Raw genomic sequence first — 18,847 nt, forward strand, 5'->3', positions numbered from 1 at the left:
TTTGAGGAGGGCAACAAATGAATGAGTTAGAGAGAGATTATAACTACTGTCATAATATAATGAAAACACATTCAAAAACGTTTTCATATGCCTTTGACTTTTTGGATATAAGAAGAAAAACAGCAGTATGGGCTATTTATGCAGCTTGCAGAATTATTGATGATAGTATCGATAGATATAAAAACCTTGAGAAATTGGATGAGATAGAGAGTGATTTAGATACTATTTACGGTAATCATATCCGAAGTTATCAAAGTGATGCATCCATTATGAATGCTTTAAATGACACTTTGAATACATATGCAATACCTCAAAACCCATTTAAATCTTTAATTCAATATGTAAAGGGAGATTTAGATTTAAAAATAATCAAAACAGATTCCGATTTATATGATTATTGCTATGGTGTGGCAGGTACTGTGGGAGAATTGTTAACTCCTATATTAGCTGCATCAAATGAAAATAATGTCGAGCAAGCTAAAGACGCTGCTATTGCTTTAGGTAAAGCAATGCAAATAACTAATATTTTAAGAGATGTTGGTGAAGATTTTCAAAATGGACGGATTTATCTCAGTGAAGAAAAATTAGCTCAATATCAAGTTGAACTACATTCTACATATTATGAAGGAGTTAACTCAGATTATATAGAGCTATGGGAAAGTTATGCTACAGAGGCAGTTGGACTATATAATATTGCACTAAATGGTATTAATCACTTTGATGAAGAGGTACGTTATATTATTGAATTAGCGACAACTACCTATCGTGAAATACTTGAGGAAGTAAGAAAGTCAAACTATACGTTGCATAAAAAAGTATTTGTAAGCAAATTGAAAAAAATAAAAATTCATCGCGATATTAGTGCGAAGTATAAAAGGAGTGAAACATTATGAAGCTTGCAGTTATAGGTGGCGGTGTTTCAGGTTTAGCTGCAGCTTCAAGATTAGCAGCAAATGGACACAAAGTGGATTTATATGAAAAGAATCAACAAATAGGTGGAAGGATGAACCAAATTAAGCAAGATGGTTTTACATTTGATATGGGGCCAACTATTGTAATGATGCCTGAAATTTATCGTGACGTTTTTAATTATGCACATAAAAATATGGATGATTACTTGGAGATTAAACAATTAGCACATATTTATGATGTTTATTTTAGTGAAACAGATCAAATTCGTGTACCTACCGATCTTGCACAGTTAAGAGATATGCTTGAAGCTATTGAACCTAATTCTACACATGGCTTTATGTCATTTTTAACAGATATATACGAAAGATACGAAATCGCACGGAAACATTTTTTAGAACGTACTTTTAGAAAACCTACAGATTTTTATAATCCTTTCACTTTATATCAAGGAATGAAATTAAAAACGTTTGATAAAGCAGATAACTTAATTGAAAAATATGTAGATAATAAAAAAATACAAAAAATCTTAGCATTTCAGACTTTATATATAGGCATTGATCCTAAACGAAGTCCTTCATTATATTCAATTATACCAATGATAGAATTAATGTTTGGTGTTCATTTTATTAAAGGCGGCATGTACAATTTTGTAAAAGCACTTCAAACATTAAATGAGGAGTTAGGCGTTCAAATTTATACAAATGCAAACGTTGAAGAAATTATCATTGATAGTCGATTTAAGCGTGCGGAAGGTCTGAAAGTAAATGGACATATAGAAAAGTACGACAAAATAATCTGTACTGCTGATTTTCCGTACGCAACCTCAACTTTAATTAAAAATGAACACCACCCCCCAAAATATACGAGGCAAAAAATTGATAATATGGACTATTCTTGTTCTGCCTTTTTAATGTATATAGGGGTTGATAAAGATTTATCCGAAGAAATTTTGTTACATAATGTTATATTTTCAAAGGATTTTGATAATAATATTAATGAGATTTTTTCTGGAGAAATATCTCGAGACCCTTCAATATATGTATATGCGCCTAGTGTAGAAGATCAGTCGTTAGCGCCAAAAGGTCATACAGGTATTTATATACTCATGCCAGTTTCAGAATTGAAAACAGGCGATGTGGATTGGTCTGATGAAGCAACAATCACAAAGGTGAAGGATATTATTTATAACAAGCTTTCTACAATTAAAGCTTTAAAAAATTTGAAAACACAGGTTGTTACAGAAATTATATACACACCTAAAGATTTTGAAGGAGATTATAATGCGAAATTTGGAGCGGCTTTTGGTTTAATGCCTACATTAGCACAAAGTAACTACTATAGACCACCTAATGTTAGCAGAGATTACAAAAATTTGTACTTTGCTGGAGCAAGTGTTCACCCAGGAGCAGGAGTGCCAATTGTATTGACGAGCGCTAAGATTACGGTTGATGCTATGTTAGAAGATATTAATAAGGGCAAATAAAAGAGCGCTTAAATCACTTGTGAATGGGGTGATTTTAAGCGCTTTTTGTATTAATCGAACGTGATGGTTTGGGGCGTATCTAAATTATTATCGTTCATAACTTTTATTGATTTTGGAACCACTTTAATTACACATAAGTCCGGATCGTCTTTAGAGTCAAAGAAAGTCTTATCTTGTTTTTCCCAAATCCAATCAATAGTTTTCTTATCTTTTAGTATTTCAACATTAGCTTCAATTTCTAAAAAACTACGGTTTGTCGTTTCGTCATAACCTATAAGTACGTGTGCTTTTGGATTATCTTGAAATTCAGCAATTTTTTTAGACTCAATGCTTGTTTTTGTATAAAGCGTGAGTCCATCATTATAAAATACCATGTATCTACTATTAGGTGTATTGTTATGTGCTGTAGATAAGACGCCTATTTTTGATATGTTTAATATATTTTCAATTTCACTTTGCAATTGTTCAGTATTCATATTTTAATCACCTCTAATGATTACATACCCTAAAAGCCTTTGTGATATGTAAATTTTTAAAAGTGACAATATTTTTTAGTGAATTATACATAAATTATAACGGGTATATGGTTAATAAAGTAATTATAAGTTAGAGAATAATTATAAAGTTTAATGTTATCATTTCACTAATTCATCTAGAGCATTTACCGATTTTATAAAGTTGTTTTTAGGCCGATATGGGAGGGAATAGAATGAATTTAGGAGTCGTACTCAATCGTGTTTTTAGAGTTAAAGACAATCCACTATTTGAATATGTAGCGGAGCATCAAGATGAGATAAATAAAGTATATTTTATCGTACCTATAGAAGATTTAAATGACGCAGCAACAGTAAAGCGTGATTATTACCATAAAGTAATAAAAGGATTCTTAAGTACGCTAGAAAGGTATGATATATATCCTTATATTGTCACGTACGAAAAGCTAGGTGAATTAGCTCATACATTGGCGTTGTCTCATGTATTATTAGCAAAAGATATTATGAGTTACCACAAAGAAATGTATGACTATCATCATGTCAAACGAGCTTTTGAAAACCTTCAAATTACAGTGATTGGGCAGCGTGTGAATCATTATTTTCAACCTACAAAGACTTTTAATAAACAGCAACAGCCTTATAAAGTATTTACTAGTTTTTATAAAGCAAATCGTCAAGATTTAGTACATACCCCTAAGAAAAATTATCAATTTAAGCAGTTAACCAAAAATGCGCAAAAAGGTTCAAATCAAAGCGACTTAAAATTCGGAAATAATAAAGATATAGAAAAGTTAGCGCGTAAAACGTGGGATGATTTTTTAAATGATGACATCGCTCGTTATGATAAATTGACTGACGATGTATCACAAGATTTTGTAAGTGGATTAGGTAAATATTTAGCATATGGATTAGTCGATATTCGTGAAATTATAAATGATTTGCTTGAAGGTTACGATAGCGATGAAACAAGTTATGAAGCTTTTATTAGAGAAGTTATATTCCGTGAATTTTATTATGTGTTAATGACACAATACCCAGAAACTGCAACTAAATCTTTTTCTGAAAAGTATCGCAACATGCAATGGTCTTATAATAAATCGCATTTTGAATCGTGGAGAAAAGGACAAACTGGCTATCCAATCGTTGATGCTGCAATGAAAAAGCTAAACCGCACAGGATATATGCACAATCGCTTGAGAATGGTTGTATCTCAATTTTTAACTAAAAATTTATTCATTGATTGGACATGGGGCGAGGACTATTTTAGAGAGTATTTGATTGACTATGATAATGCGTCTAATGTACATGGTTGGCAATGGTCAGCATCAACTGGGACTGATGCGGTGCCTTATTTCAGAATGTTTAATCCTATACGTCAAAGTGAACGTTTTGATGCACAGGGCTATTTTATTAAAACACAGTTAGAAATATTCGATAAGGTCTCAAGTAAAATTATCCACGACCCAACAAAACATAAGACTAAATTGAAAGAAAACTATCAAATTGAAATTGGTAAAGATTATCCAGAAGCTATCGTAGATCATAAAAGTAGTAGAGATTACGTTATGCATAAATTTAAACAGTATTAATGAATAAATAGATTGAGGAGGCGTTGTTCCAAATGTTAAAAAATTTAATACATCATATTTACTTAGAACAAAACAATGATGAAATAATAATAGAAAAATTTAATGAAAAACAGCAATATACCATTTTAGAACAAATTAATGATTTACCACAAAGTGGATTTACAGTTTTTAATCACTTATATGTAAATCCTAGTTTTGAAGAAGCATTTGAGCGTTTGTTTTTAAATAGAAATAGACATTTAAAAAGTATAGAAGGCTTTGAGAGTCTATTGTTTTTGAGGCCTCAAACTAATCATGCGCATTATGTTATTGTAACTGTTTGGACAGACGAAACTACTTATCAACATTGGCAGAATTCTAAAGAGTATAAAGCCTCACATCACAAAAGAGGTACTGACAGTGGCTCAGACAAAAATATCATAAATAGAAAGTTATCATTTAATATTAGTTTAGATTTAACTGATAGTTAAGTGTATTTCAAAATGTAGAATAATTTGAAATATAAAGAAAAAGACGATTTATATTAATCAACAATAGCTTATTTTCAGTTAGCTCGTGAGCAAGATACATGTAGTCTCTTTCTTATATTATAAAATATGGAATCCATTTAGTGATAACTATAAAGTTTCTCGTGAAACATGTAAATAACATAACACTATCAGTTAACTACTCATTAGAAATAATTTAGCGCAATAAAATTATTGGCGATTTATTTGGTAATTCTATGTTGTGAGTAAACTTAATATGGGTAAATGTAATAATATAAATAACTTAACGGAGTGATTAATATATTATTAAATGAGTGGGAGCAAGAAAAAGAAACAATGCATTTATTGTCACAAATACTAGGAAAATATAAATTAGCAGCAGCTTATCAACAGCCACAATGGGCGCATGTAGCTTTAGATATTACAGTTCAAGGCTTCACAACAGGTATGTTGCATGCAGATAATAAAGATTTTTATATTACCGTCAATTTACTTGATGATGAAATTGAGTTGAGAATTGACAACAATAAAGAAATTATAGTATTGAAAGATGATCTTACAATTCAATATTACTACCAAGAGATTCAACGTATATTATCAGAAAGCAAAGTGTTTATAGATATTAATACAATACCACAAGAATTCCCAGATACGACACCGTTTGAAGAAGACTTGCACCATCATCACTATGATTCTCAAATTAGCAATGATGTGTTGAAGTTGATGAAGTTTGCCTATCACGCAGAATCCCAATTCATCGCTCCACTGCGTACTAGGAAGTTTATGCCAAGGTTATTTTGGGGGACATTTGATGTTTCATGTGCAATTATTCAAGACATCCATCAACCATTTGAAAATGATGATATGGTCATTGAACGTGCAGCTTTTGATGAAGAAATGATCGAATTTGGATTTTGGTTTGGAGATGATAATTTTAAAGGCCCAACGTTCTTTGTATTACCATACCCATTCGCTGATAGAAAATTTGAATGTCATGATGATTTTCCACAAGATAGCTATTACAGTGAAACTTTAGGAGAGTTTATTATAGAAGTAACGGAATACAGTAAAGAGAGCATGGACGAAATCGAAAAATTCTTCTATGAATCTTATAATATTTTAAAGGATTATTTAGAATGGCAAGGATGTAGTCATTTTCACTTACCGCTTAAAATGGCTAATAATCATTTGAGTTAGTCTACTTGATCAATTTTTAGTTCTTTAGCGTAAAAATTAGTGTTATGTAATGCGAAAGAAATAAAATGAATTTTGTTTATCAAATGCTATATTATATAAAATTAAAACCATTCCTTTTGTTTATTAAATACAAGAAGAATGGTTTTATTATTATGTTTGCCAACTAGGTTAGGCTTAGGGTTGTGTGAGGTTACAGTGAGGGACGTCTAGTTTGAGACGCAGCATAATGCATTTTATTAATGTCGTTTGTGCGTATAGTGAAACAATGGGTTAATGGATATAAAGAGCTAGAAGGAATTTTGGAGATTATAGTTTGCTACTTGATTTTAATTATTTAATTGATAGTTTCACTTCATGATTTCATTCCACGTCGCATTGTTATATAGCACACTTCACAATTTGTGAGCTAGATAGTTAACTTGAAAATAATGTTTTATCTTTAGGTTGATTCTCTAAATAAATGATTTTCCCTTCATCATCTAATCTTGCAATATCTATACCCTCTTGCGTATAAACACCTGTTTCAAATCTATTTCCACAAATAGCCCAATGTGTTTTGAAAGTGCCATCTTCTTGTTCTATCCAGCCATTATGCATGTGTTTTAAATCTTTATTTGTTTGGTACACACCTTTAACAAATTGTTTCCATGCGTCTTTGCCTTTAAAAGTTTTTTGATTCAACACAAATTCAATATCATTGTTAAATAAATCATTTAACTTATCAAAACTTTCGTCGCTATATCTAGCTTCATCGAACAAGATAAAGTATGAATCTAATGTTTTCATTTTATATACCTTCTTTATAAGTTGATTTGTACATAAGCATCCCAATTAACAAGTGTCTTATTAAAATCTTATTTTATATATAATTAAAGGTGTCGTATAGATATCTGCCTATCAACAGTAAATTTTATATTAACCTTTTAACATAAACACTTAGCCATAAATATAGTTGGCAATGATAAAAGTGATAATTGATAATATCATAGATACAATGATGACACCGATTAAAGGCTTAAACGCTCGGTCTTGCAAATCTTTAAATGATACATTTAACCCTAGTGCCACCATTGCCATCAATAAGCAAATTGTTGTTAATGGCTCAATTATTTGCATTATAAATTGAGGTATAGGTACATAAGTATGAAATAGTGCCATTAATACAAATCCAATTAAAAAGTATGGCATTTCGATACGTTGGTTTGTATTCCTAGCCTGTGATTTCAAGTTCATCACAAATATAAGTATTATACTTAAAGGTATGAGCAAGAATACTCGACCTAATTTACCTAATAAGCCAATTCGTAAAGCTGTCTCACCTGAGAAATCTGCAGCAAGAATAACATGGGCAATTTCATGTAGACTCACACCAGACCATACGCCATAAATCTCTGGTGGTATTGTGAATAGTGTATAGATTACCGTATAGCCTAGTGAAAAAAGTGTACCAATTAATGCAACGATGCCTATACTAATGGCTGTGTCTTTTTCGTGTGCTTTTAAAATTGGAGATACAGCAGCTATCGCAGCAGCCCCACAGACCCCGGCACCAATACCTAGCAATAATGTGATAACTTTATCTCCTTTAATATAGTGATTTAGTAATAACATTAAACCAATACTTACAATTATGACACCACCGTCAATAAGTAATAACGTACTACCTTCTCCTATAACATCAAAAATATTAAGTTTTAGACCATACAATATAATGGCGAATTTTAATAAACGTTTAGATGCGAAAGTAATACCTGGACGATAACTTTCAGGATAACCATTAAAATGTCTAAATAGTATTGCGATAACAATTGCAATTGTCAAAGCACCGACCTTATCTAAAAGTGGCAGCTTTGAACTAATTAAACTTATTGCAGCAATGATAAACGTGAATAATATGCCAAAGATAAATGGTTTATTATTAAATTTAGTCATGTACCGTCTCCTCCTTTTATCAAAAGTGTAGCACCAGAAATTTATAACGTTAAATAAATATTTAGTATATAGGTCATAACAATTTTGATATGATAAGAATAAAACAATGAAAGGTGATAAGCTATGGACCCACTAAAAGTGTTAACTGAAGTTGTAAAGGCACAAAGTTTTACAAAAGCTGCAGAAAATTTGTATACATCACAACCATCAATAAGTAGAGACATAAAGAGACTTGAAAATGACTATGAGATAAAAGTATTTGAGTTTAAACATTCAAAAATGGCATTAACAAGTGATGGAGAGAAACTATACCAATATGCGTTGCAAAGAAATCATTTAGAACAAGTGCTGCGACAAGATCTAAAGATGCAAACAAATACAATCGCTGGAGATTTAAAACTGGGTAGCAGTTACACATTTGGTGAATATCGTTTGTCACGACAACTTACTAAATTAGCCCAAAGGTACCCAGAATTACATATTCATGTACACTTAGATAATTCAGAAACGATTGTTGAACAAATTAAAAATAACATCGTTGACGTTGGTGTGGTCGAAAAAAAGATACAAAACAATGCAATTATAAGCACGTCAATTGCTCAAGATGAAATTGTATTAATTAAAAAGAAGAAATCTAGCCCGTCTAATTTAGAGACATGTTTTATTCGAGAACAAGGTTCCGGTACTCGTGTATACCAAGAAAATGGTTTGAATCAATTATCATTAAACCCTTATTTAGTAGTCATTAATAATACAAGTCTAATTAAAAGTATGGTCCATGCAGGAAATGGTTTTTCGATTGTATCTAAATCAACATTGACACCTGAAGATTTGGAGCAACTTGAAGTTGTTAATTTAGATATTGAAAGGTTTTTCTATTTAATTTTACATAAAAATAAATACATTGATGAAAAAATGAAACGAGTCATATCCGTATTAAAGCAAGATATGGAATAACTTATAAAATGAGATGATTCATAGTGGAATATTTTTGGTTTAGGAGTAAAGAAGTGGAGTAGAAGTTATTGTCACTAATTATAAATCAGTAATAAGTAATTAGCATAGGGTAGAAATCAAATGATAGGCATTGATTTCTATCCTATGCTATTGAGTGAGCATTCATTACTTGTTGCTAATTGAAAAATGGTACCGATATTCAGAAGCACTGATTTCAAAATGCTTTGTAAAATTTTTAGAAAATAGTAGTGGGTCTTTGTAACCAACACGTCTTGATATGTCACTTATACGTGTGCTCGTATGTATTAATAATTGTGAAGCGTGATACATCCTTATATAGGTTAAATATTCTTTAGGGGAACAACTTAAATTCTTTTTGAACAATTTATATAAATGACTACGTGTAATATTAACGCTTTTAGCAACATCCTCAACAGTTATATGTTTTTGATAATTTGTATTTATAAAGTCAACGGCATGTTGGATATCTTCATTTACAATATCAACTTGGACAGAAAAATTTTTAGGAAACTTTTCTTGTAAGGTATAAACTAATTGATACAAATATTGCATAATCAGAATATCATTGGAGTTGTTTGACTCAATACTCTGAGAGAGTTTACAAATGAGTTGAATTATATTTTTAATATCTGTCGTATCTTGTTTTAATATGACATGACTATCAACAATACTACATCGAGATAAATAATTTAATATTTGTTTACCATTCATGCCTACCCAATAATAAGTCCAAGGATTTGAAAATGAAGGTTTATATTCTACTTCCATGCCACGTTCAAGCAAGAAAATATCTCCAGCAGTTAAATGATAAGTTTTACCTGCATAACTAAAAGTACCTTCTCCTTGAGTTACGATATGTAATACGGATTTTTGAAAAACAGTATAATTATAACCTACATTCGGTACGCCGATTTCAATACCACATTCGGCTAAATTAGCATCGACCAGCTTTTTTTGAAATTTCTTCCACAATACTTGCATGTTATCCCTCTTAATTAAAAAACATATTTGAACTTATATTTATATTAATTGAAAATGAAACATTTTGCCATATATCGTCATCATTATGCTATTCATAACCATAACTTACTACTGATAGAATAGAATCAACATACATGTAAGCGTTTTAATTAAGAACTAACATAGAGGTGAATGTAATGAATAGGCATTTAACAGGAAAACAAAAATTTGCATTTGGCTTCGGTGCCGTCGGTAAGGACGCCATATTTAATATCGTCAGTGTATTTCTAATGTTTTATATTACAGACATAGTAGGGCTATCTCCTGCGTTTGTTGGAGTTATGTTGTTTGTTGCACGTATATGGGATGCAATTAATGATCCAATTATGGGAATGATTGTTGATAATACACGAAACAACTTTGGTAAATTTAAGACATGGCTTGTTATCGGCACATTGATTAATGCTGTAGTAACAGTATTATTATTTACTAATTTTGATTTACCACAAACAGCAATGTACATTTATATTTCTATTATATATATTTCCTGGGGAATGACATATACCATGATGGATATACCTTATTGGTCATGGCTTCCTAACTTGACGCATAATCCAAGAGAACGTGAAGAAGTATCAGTCATCCCAAGATTTTTCGCTAGCTTAGCTGCATTTACTGTCGGCACATTTGGTTTATTCTTTATACATAAACTTGGTGATATTTTTGGCGGAGGTAGTGATTCTACAGGTGTTTTTGTATTTGCGATAATTTGTAGTTTGATTTTTATATTTACCATTGGTGTAACTGTCTTTAAAGTACCGGAAGACCAAGAAATGGAAAAGCAAATAGGCATAAAAGTTAAATTTAAAGATATCGGTCGAATTTTATTTAAAAACAAAGAATTATTAGCAATTATGGGCGTACTCTTAACTTTTAACTTGTGTTTGCAAACATTAAATGGCTCTATTATTTATTATTTTAAATATGTAGTTAATGCAGAACATTTATTTTCAATTTTTAATTCTATGATTTTATGCGAAATGGTTGGTTTACTGTTATTACCACGCTTTATTAAATGGGTTGGCAGAACCGCTGCATTTAACACTTCTATAACATGCATTATCTCTGGATTGTTAATTATTTTGATATCCGGCTATATTGCACCACAAAGTATGACTTTAGTTATTATAGGCGCGGGGATATTACGAATTGGTTCAGGTTTTATGGTTGGTATTACAACTGTTTCATTAGCAGATGTGATTGATTACGGAGAAGTTAAATTCGGTCAGCGTAATGAAAGTATTATTACATCAACAAATACATTCTTAACTAAGACCTCTCAAGCGGTGGCGGCATTAATCGTCGGCGTAGGTTTATCTATTTTAGGTTATACGCCAAACGAAGCACAATCAGTTGTGACAATTAACGGTTTAAGAATCATGATCTTAGTTTCACCACTTATTTTCGTTTGTTTAGCCGCATTTTTATATCATAAAGCCTTTAATTTAAAAGGTGACTTTTTAACGGATATTGAAAAGACATTACAGTATAAACGACAAAGGGAATTTAGAGAAAGAATTAAATGAAGGGGTTGTTAGCTATGTTAGACCAGCAGTTTCACGAAAATATAGAGATTCAACATGTTAATTTATTACCAAGACGTGCGTTTTATATACCATATCAACAAGGGGAAGTAGATTATCATTTTGGAACAAGATATAATACTCGAAATGCGACATTGTTAAATGGGGAATGGTGCTTTCAATACTTTGAGTCAATAGAAGCTTATCTAAATCATCCAAATGAACAGGAAAGCAAAACACTAACAGTCCCATCAGTTTGGAATTTATATGGCTATGATCAAATACAATATTTAAATACTCAGTATCCAATACCTTTTGATCCACCATATGTACCTAAAGATAATCCATGTGGACACTACACGAGAAAGTTTACTATCGATGAATATGATCAACAACACGATTATCATTTGAACTTTGAAGGTGTAGATAGTGCATTTTATGTATGGATTAATAATGAATTTATAGGCTATAGTCAAATTGCACATGCTATTTCTGAATTTGATATTTCCGATTTTGTGCAACAAGGTGAGAATAATATTGACGTACTTGTACTTAAATATTCTGATGGTACTTATTTTGAAAATCAGGACATGTTTCGACACTCGGGCATTTTTAGAGACGTTTATATATTGAAACGTGCAACTGAACGTGTTGATGATTTTAAAGTGGAAACAAATCTAAGTGACGGATTAAATTCTGCCCAGATAGATGTAAAAATAGAACGGGCTCACAATCTAAAATCAGTAGAATTTCAATTATTTAATCCTGAGGGTGAAGAGGTAGCAAGCATATCTGGAGTACATGAATATCAATTTGATGTCCAAAATCCACATTTGTGGTCTACAGAAAATCCAAAATTATATACATTATATATTTTGACGGATCAAGAAGTGATTACACAAAAAATTGGAATTCGTGAAGTGGCTATCCAAAATAATCAATTTTATATTAATGGTCAATCTATCAAACTGCGTGGTACAAATTACCATGATAGTCACCCAGAAACTGGTTACGTAATGACAGAATCCCATTTTAAAAAAGACCTAGAATTGATGAAACAAGGGAACTTTAACGCCATTCGCACGGCACATTACCCAAAATCTCCGTTATTCTACGAAATGACGGACCATTACGGTTTTTACGTAATGAGTGAGGCTGATATTGAGACTCATGGTGTTGTTAGGTTATATGGTGAAGACAATAATGAAGATTTTAATATTATAGCTGACGATAGTAAATTTGAAACAGCTATTATAGAGCGTATTGCAGCTTCTATTGTGCCACTGAAAAATTATAGCTCTATCGTATCATGGTCATTAGGGAATGAATCAGGATTTGGTAAGAATATGGTCAAAGGTGCAGAACATGCCAAATCGCTAGATAATACAAGGCCAATTCATTACGAAGGTACATTATATCGAGATAAGCAACAACACTATGATCTATCTAATATAGATATGATTAGTAGAATGTATCCTTCCCCTAAAGAAATTGAGGAAACTTATTTGAAAAAGCCGGATTTAGATAAACCGTTTATCCTATGTGAATACGCACATGCAATGGGCAATTCTCCAGGAGATTTACACGCTTATCAAACACTAGTTGAGCAATATGATAACTTTATCGGAGGATTTGTTTGGGAATGGTGCGATCATGCCATTCAAATTGGAATGAAAGACGGTAATCCTATTTTTAGGTATGGTGGTGACTTTGGAGAAAAACTACATGACGGTAATTTTTGTGTCGATGGCATTGTTTTTCCAAATAGGGTGCCCCATGAAGGTTATTATGAATTCAAACAAGAGCATAGACCATTAAAACTTGTGTCACAAGATGATTTTAAAATTGGGCTACGTAACCAATTGGATTTTACGCCTGCAGAGAAATATTTGTTTGTAGAGGCTACAGTGACAAATTTGAATGGAGAAAAAACGATAAGTGAAATACCTCTTTCAAACTTCTTGCCACACACTATGCAAACAATTGATTTGAGCAATTATATTAATATAGAACATATCAGTGATGTCATATTACGATATAAATTAAAAGATGATGATATATTTCGTCATGAAAATTTTGAATTAGGACATGATCAAATCGTATATCAACGTCGAACAATGAAAGAACAGGATGAGCAATTGGGTGAAATTGATCTTCTAGTAAATGAAACTGATAAATTAATAAAAGTTTCAGTAGATAAAAGTGAAACGTATGTTTTTAATAAAGATAATGCAAGCCTTGAGTCAGTTCTCAAGCATAATCATATAGTGATTAACCCACACACAACAAATAATATTTGGAGAGCTCCCACTGATAATGATACGAATATAAAATGTGACTGGGTTTACTCTGGTTATAAAGATATCACCACACGCGTGTACGATTATCAAATTGTAGAAAGCGAGACAGAGGTCAGTCTTATTTTTAATATAGCGATGGTTAATGAAGCGGTGCCGCCGGTTCTATTTGGAACAGTGACTTGGCGTGTTCAGCATGATGGAATACTTAATGTAACTTATGATTTAGAAAGAGATATGAAAGCACCTTATTTGCCACGATTTGGTTTAGGTTTGACTTTACCTAAAGTATTTGAACAAGTGAAATATTATGGCAAAGGTCCTTTCAGTAGTTACGAAGATAAGGGTGTATCCAATTATTTAGATAAGTTTGAGACGACTGTCACAGACAATGGTGAAGTCCATATCAGACCCCAAGAAACAGGAAGTCATAATGAAACTACATTTGTTGAAATTAGTGATGGGTATAAAAGAGTTATCGTGACAGGTGACAATACATTTAGTTTTAATACAACGCATTATTCATTAAAACAGCTGACCGAAACAACTCATAAAGATGCACTCGAACTTGAAGATCAAACCTATGTATATATCGATTATGCACAAAGTGGTATAGGTTCAAATAGTTGTGGTCCAGAATTAAATGAAGCATATCGGTTAAATGATCGACACATCGAGTTTAGCTTTAATTTGAAATTTGTTTAAGAAATTTTTGAATAATATATAAATAAAAACAGCCCTGATTAACTAATGTTAGTCAATTAGGGCTGTTTTTATTTTACTGAAATTCAACTTAATTATTAGTGATTTCTATATTAATATTCACTCATTATAATTCTTGATTCTTAAATATTTTTAATGAAGTAACATAAGATAGAACAAAAGCTATTATGCCAACTAACGCATATACGCCTACAACAACTACACTGTTTGTTAGATTTGTAGCTTCTGAACCTGATACTGCAACTTCTGATAAATTCATGCCAAAGAAGACGATGAAAAATAAGAAAAGTACAATAAATGATGTTGAAATTAAAATAGCTTAGAAAAATAACAATGGTGATGTACAATTGTCTATAATTTACAAATAAGGGGGGATTGAAATGCAAGAGGATGATTATAAAATATTGTCACTATTAAACGAAGATAAAAGTTTTACAAAAGCTGCAAACAGGTTGTTTATGTCACAACCAACACTATCTTATAGAATAAAAAAGATAGAAAAAGAATTTGGTATTAAACTTATTAATAAACAAGGGAATGAATTTAATTTTACACCTGAAGGTGAATATCTGGTTAAATTTTCAAATAAAGTATTGTTTGAAATTCAAAATTTGAAGTTAAATATTAATGAGATTAGAGAAGGATTGAAAGGAACCATTAAGTTAGGGGCAAATACTAACTTCGCAATTTATAATATGCCTGATTTAATTAAAAGTTATGTGGAAAATTATTCAGACGTATATATGAACATGACAAGTGGATGGAGTATTGAAATTTTGGAACAATTAGAAAATAGTGATATTGATATAGGAATCATCACAGGTGATTATGAATGGCATGGTGAAAGGATATTATTAAAAGAGGATCCATTAACAATTATTAGCAACCAACCTATAAATTTAAAAAAACTACAAAAAGAACATAGAATTGTTTACAAGGCACATCAGAATTATAATACTTATATTGAATTAGAAAATTCAATATCTAAAGCTATTAATGAGTGGTGGGATGAGCGGTATAATACTTATGCCAAAAATATTTTACAAGCGGATAAAATTGAAATTTGTAAAAAATTTGTGCAAAAAGATATGGGATATTCTATTGTACCTAAGTCTTGTATTTTAGAAGAAGACCTATTTTATACAAAAGACCTAGTATTTAAAAATGGGCATAAAATTATGAGAAATACATGGTTATTCTATAAAGAAAGCACAATGAATAATGATATGAAAAATTTTATAACTTTTTGTGCAGAATATTATAATTGCCAATAGGACAAACAGCAAGCTAATGTTGCTTGCTGTATTTTTATTAAAAAATAAATAAGTACATAAATAAATTTTATAACCTCTTAATATTTATAGTTATTTATATTGGAATATTGTAGTGATAATAAGGAGTTAGGGAGCAAAGCAAACTCTTAAATAATCTTATTTTTCTGAAAATTTATTTGCTGTGTAAAGATTATGGTGCTAAACTTCAACTAATTTGAAGCTGTCTTCAAATAAGGGGGGGGTGCCATGAAAGCTAAAAAGCAAATAAATTTGTATATTTTAGGAATGGTATTGGCAATATTAACTTTTTGGCTTTTTGCTCAATCAATGATTAATATCATACCAACGATGCAAAAAGATCTTAAAGTTTCATCAGGTGTTTTGAATATTTCAACGAGTTTGACGTCGCTATTTTGTGGACTATTCATAGTAGTTGGTGGAGGTATCGCAGATAGGATAGGAAGAAAAAGAATTACTTATGTTGGATTAATTATCAGTATCATTGGGTCGTTGTTAATTATTGCAGCTAGAGAACCTGTCTTGTTGATATTTGCAAGAATACTTCAAGGATTATCTGCTGCTTTAATTATGCCAGCAACTTTAGCTTTAATTAAAACAACATTTGACAAAAGTGAAAGACAACGTGCATTAAGTTATTGGTCATTTGGATCATGGGGAGGCGGAGGTGTAACAACATTTGTAGGAGGATTAATAGCGACATATTTTGATTGGCGACTAATTTTCGTACTTTCTATAATCGTATCTGCAATCGCTATGGTATTACTTAGGACAATTGAAGAAACTAAAATTTCTAAATTTAATAAAAAAAGGTTTGATGTAGTAGGGTTTAGTATTTTTGTTTTAGCACTATTAGTAATAAATGTAATTATTACACAGGGTCAAGAATTAGGGTGGTTTAGTATAACTACCATAGGATTATTTATTACTTCAATCATATTAGCCTTAATTTTTATTTTTTACGAAAAGTCTAGAAAGCATCAATTTATAGATTTAAAGTTATTTAAATCTAAGCCTTTCACAGGCGCGGTGCTTACTAATTTTTTACAAAATGGTATAGCAGGTACTATTGTTGTAGCAAATACTTATATTCAACTTGCTAGAGGATATACGGCCTTTGAAACCGGTTTGTTAACGTTAGGTAATATTGTAGCATTGTTGTTAATGATTAGAGTTGGTGAGAAAATGCTTCAGAAGTTTGGTCCTAGCAAGCCAATGTTTCTATCAATTATTATTGCGAGTATAGGAATGAGTTCAGGTGCGTTAACATTTTTACCTAATTTCACCTATCTTGTAGTTGTATTTATAGGATTCTTAATAGGTGGCATTGGAATAGGGTTATATGCTACCCCTTCTATTGACACTTTGCTAGAAAATGTAAGCGATGATAAGTCAGGTATTGGTTCAGGTATATATAAGATGGCGAGTTCTTTAGGTTATTCATTTGGAATTGCTATATCAACGGCAATTTATAGTACATTTTCAGTCTTGATTCATGACATTCATTTAGCAGGTGCAATTGGTATGTTAACACCTCTCGCATTTGGAATTGTATCTATTATTATTTTGATATCGACAATGTATGAAAAGTCATTAAAAGCAAAATTAACTTAAAAATGGAGGAGTTAACTATGATGAAACCAGACGAAAAACAAATACTCAATCTACCGTTTACTGGAATATGTACGTTTGGAAAGTATCCAGTTTGTGATGATATAAAAAAATTAAAAGAGCTTAATGCGGATGTTGCTGTGATTGGCGTACCAAATGATATGGGGACACAATGGAAATCGGGAGCAAGGATGGGTCCCAGAGCAGTTAGAGAAGGTTCTACACTATATAGTTTTGGTTTAGATGGTGCATATGATATAGAAAATGATATCACATACTTAGGCCCCAAATGGAAGGTATTTGATATAGGAGACGTTGATGTTGTGCATGGTGATCTTATGCAAAGTCATGAAAATACTGAAAGAACATTAAGAAAAATCGTTGAAACAGAGGTTATACCTGTGATTATTGGGGGAGACCACTCTATAACAGCAGCGACAGGAAAAGGACTTGAAGCATTAGGGCCATTCCATGTATTACAAATTGATGCTCATTTAGATTGGGCAGATCATAGATCAGGACAACGATATGGTCATGGCAGCTGTATTAGAAGATTATCAGAAATGGATCATGTAAAAAACATTTATCAATATGGTATTAGAGGGATTAGCAGTAGTTTAAAAGAAGATGTCGAGGCAGCACGAAAATATGGAGCAACAATTTTGTCACCCAAACAAATGAGAGAAAAAGGAGCAGAAAATTTAGCCTCCCTCATTCCAAAAGGTGAAAAAGTATATATTACTATTGATATTGATGGTATTGATCCGTCAATCGCCCCTGGTACCGGAACCCCTTCTCCTGGGGGACTACTATATGATGAGGTAAATGATTTACTAAAAGCAGTAGCCAAACATAATGAAGTAGTAGCATTTGATTTAGTAGAAGTCGCTCCTATGTATGACCAAACAGGTATGACAGGTCAAACTGCTGCACGTATTATGCTAGATTTATTGAGCTATGTTTTAAAAGAAAGAGAATTAAAAGGTGAAAGATAAATATAAAATAAGTAGCTGTAAAATTTGATACTACAATAAAAGCACTTCCTTGCGCTTCATGCCTTATTTGATTCGTAAGGAAGTGTTTTTATGTTTAATTAATGGAGATTATATTCATTAAAATAATCCATATTTTGCTTAGAAATAAAATATATAAATGAAAATTATAAAATGTACATAATGTTTGTTATAATTATAACATGCTAAATAAATTTAATAATAAAAAATGTGTAATTATAGTATTTGTCGCTTGAAATAGAATAGAAAAGCCATACATGAGCAATTTAATTAAGCATCAAGATCTATTGAATTA

Annotated in this window: 16 protein-coding genes; 11 read left to right on the forward strand and 5 right to left on the reverse strand. The window is 31.3% G+C overall.

The window, feature by feature from the left end; genetic code table 11:
- Window positions 1-17: 17 nt before the first annotated feature.
- Together ACW5YJ_RS02075 and ACW5YJ_RS02080 are read left to right on the forward strand one after the other, a co-directional pair.
- A complete protein-coding gene (locus tag ACW5YJ_RS02075) occupies window positions 18-893 on the forward strand; it encodes a phytoene/squalene synthase family protein (RefSeq protein ID WP_017724051.1) in 876 nt (291 codons plus the stop codon).
- Window positions 890-2,395, forward strand: a complete 1,506-nt coding sequence (locus tag ACW5YJ_RS02080) for a phytoene desaturase family protein (protein ID WP_107551839.1) — start codon at window positions 890-892, stop codon at window positions 2,393-2,395. Before ACW5YJ_RS02075 ends, ACW5YJ_RS02080 begins: the two co-directional genes overlap by 4 nt.
- Window positions 2,396-2,445: 50 nt before the next feature.
- Here the strand turns inward: ACW5YJ_RS02080 and ACW5YJ_RS02085 are convergent, their stop codons facing one another.
- On the reverse strand, window positions 2,446-2,871 hold the full coding sequence (locus tag ACW5YJ_RS02085; protein WP_107551838.1) for a pyridoxamine 5'-phosphate oxidase family protein: 426 nt from the start codon (window positions 2,869-2,871) through the stop codon (window positions 2,446-2,448).
- 233 nt (window positions 2,872-3,104) lie between these two features.
- Here ACW5YJ_RS02085 and ACW5YJ_RS02090 point away from each other — a divergent pair, with 233 nt between their 5' ends.
- The 3 genes from ACW5YJ_RS02090 (at window position 3,105) to ACW5YJ_RS02100 (ending at window position 6,163) form a co-directional block, all read left to right on the forward strand.
- Window positions 3,105-4,478, forward strand: a complete 1,374-nt coding sequence (locus tag ACW5YJ_RS02090) for a cryptochrome/photolyase family protein (protein WP_017724049.1) — start codon at window positions 3,105-3,107, stop codon at window positions 4,476-4,478.
- 32 nt (window positions 4,479-4,510) lie between these two features.
- Window positions 4,511-4,948, forward strand: coding sequence for an antibiotic biosynthesis monooxygenase family protein (locus tag ACW5YJ_RS02095; RefSeq protein ID WP_017724048.1), 438 nt, complete (start codon window positions 4,511-4,513; stop codon window positions 4,946-4,948).
- Window positions 4,949-5,257: 309 nt separating this feature from the next.
- On the forward strand, window positions 5,258-6,163 hold the full coding sequence (locus tag ACW5YJ_RS02100; RefSeq protein WP_017724047.1) for a DUF5996 family protein: 906 nt from the start codon (window positions 5,258-5,260) through the stop codon (window positions 6,161-6,163).
- A gap of 414 nt (window positions 6,164-6,577) precedes the next feature.
- Here ACW5YJ_RS02100 and ACW5YJ_RS02105 read toward each other — a convergent pair whose 3' ends face one another.
- Both ACW5YJ_RS02105 and ACW5YJ_RS02110 read right to left on the reverse strand, forming a co-directional pair.
- On the reverse strand, window positions 6,578-6,949 hold the full coding sequence (locus ACW5YJ_RS02105) for a nuclear transport factor 2 family protein (RefSeq protein ID WP_017724046.1): 372 nt from the start codon (window positions 6,947-6,949) through the stop codon (window positions 6,578-6,580).
- 150 nt (window positions 6,950-7,099) lie between these two features.
- On the reverse strand, window positions 7,100-8,095 hold the full coding sequence (locus ACW5YJ_RS02110) for a YeiH family protein (RefSeq protein WP_457338419.1): 996 nt from the start codon (window positions 8,093-8,095) through the stop codon (window positions 7,100-7,102).
- Window positions 8,096-8,218: 123 nt separating this feature from the next.
- Between ACW5YJ_RS02110 and ACW5YJ_RS02115 the strand changes: the two genes are divergently transcribed.
- Window positions 8,219-9,052 (forward strand): LysR family transcriptional regulator, encoded by an 834-nt coding sequence (locus ACW5YJ_RS02115; protein ID WP_457338420.1) that lies wholly within the window; start codon window positions 8,219-8,221, stop codon window positions 9,050-9,052.
- A gap of 165 nt (window positions 9,053-9,217) precedes the next feature.
- Here the strand turns inward: ACW5YJ_RS02115 and ACW5YJ_RS02120 are convergent, their stop codons facing one another.
- The gene (locus ACW5YJ_RS02120; protein ID WP_457338421.1) at window positions 9,218-10,054 is read right to left on the reverse strand and encodes an AraC family transcriptional regulator; all 837 of its coding nucleotides are present in this window, start codon (window positions 10,052-10,054) and stop codon (window positions 9,218-9,220) included.
- 176 nt (window positions 10,055-10,230) lie between these two features.
- On the opposite strand from ACW5YJ_RS02120, the gene melB reads away from it, so the two are divergent.
- Both melB and ACW5YJ_RS02130 read left to right on the forward strand, forming a co-directional pair.
- A complete protein-coding gene (gene melB, locus ACW5YJ_RS02125; RefSeq protein ID WP_457338422.1) occupies window positions 10,231-11,619 on the forward strand; it encodes a melibiose:sodium transporter MelB in 1,389 nt (462 codons plus the stop codon).
- A gap of 14 nt (window positions 11,620-11,633) precedes the next feature.
- Window positions 11,634-14,618, forward strand: a complete 2,985-nt coding sequence (locus ACW5YJ_RS02130; protein ID WP_457338423.1) for a glycoside hydrolase family 2 TIM barrel-domain containing protein — start codon at window positions 11,634-11,636, stop codon at window positions 14,616-14,618.
- A gap of 124 nt (window positions 14,619-14,742) precedes the next feature.
- Here ACW5YJ_RS02130 and ACW5YJ_RS02135 read toward each other — a convergent pair whose 3' ends face one another.
- Window positions 14,743-14,895: a hypothetical protein gene (locus ACW5YJ_RS02135; protein WP_457338424.1), complete on the reverse strand. Its 153-nt coding sequence runs from the start codon at window positions 14,893-14,895 to the stop codon at window positions 14,743-14,745.
- Window positions 14,896-15,016: 121 nt separating this feature from the next.
- Between ACW5YJ_RS02135 and ACW5YJ_RS02140 the strand changes: the two genes are divergently transcribed.
- From ACW5YJ_RS02140 to speB, 3 genes are all read left to right on the forward strand, one after another.
- Window positions 15,017-15,910 (forward strand): LysR family transcriptional regulator, encoded by an 894-nt coding sequence (locus ACW5YJ_RS02140; protein ID WP_017724039.1) that lies wholly within the window; start codon window positions 15,017-15,019, stop codon window positions 15,908-15,910.
- Window positions 15,911-16,156: 246 nt separating this feature from the next.
- The gene (locus ACW5YJ_RS02145; RefSeq protein WP_457338425.1) at window positions 16,157-17,542 is read left to right on the forward strand and encodes an MFS transporter; all 1,386 of its coding nucleotides are present in this window, start codon (window positions 16,157-16,159) and stop codon (window positions 17,540-17,542) included.
- Window positions 17,543-17,559: 17 nt separating this feature from the next.
- A complete protein-coding gene (gene speB / locus ACW5YJ_RS02150; protein WP_457338426.1) occupies window positions 17,560-18,534 on the forward strand; it encodes an agmatinase in 975 nt (324 codons plus the stop codon).
- The last annotated feature ends 313 nt before the right edge of the window (window positions 18,535-18,847 follow it).

It is taken from the genome of Staphylococcus sp. mip270_02, from assembly GCF_054031535.1.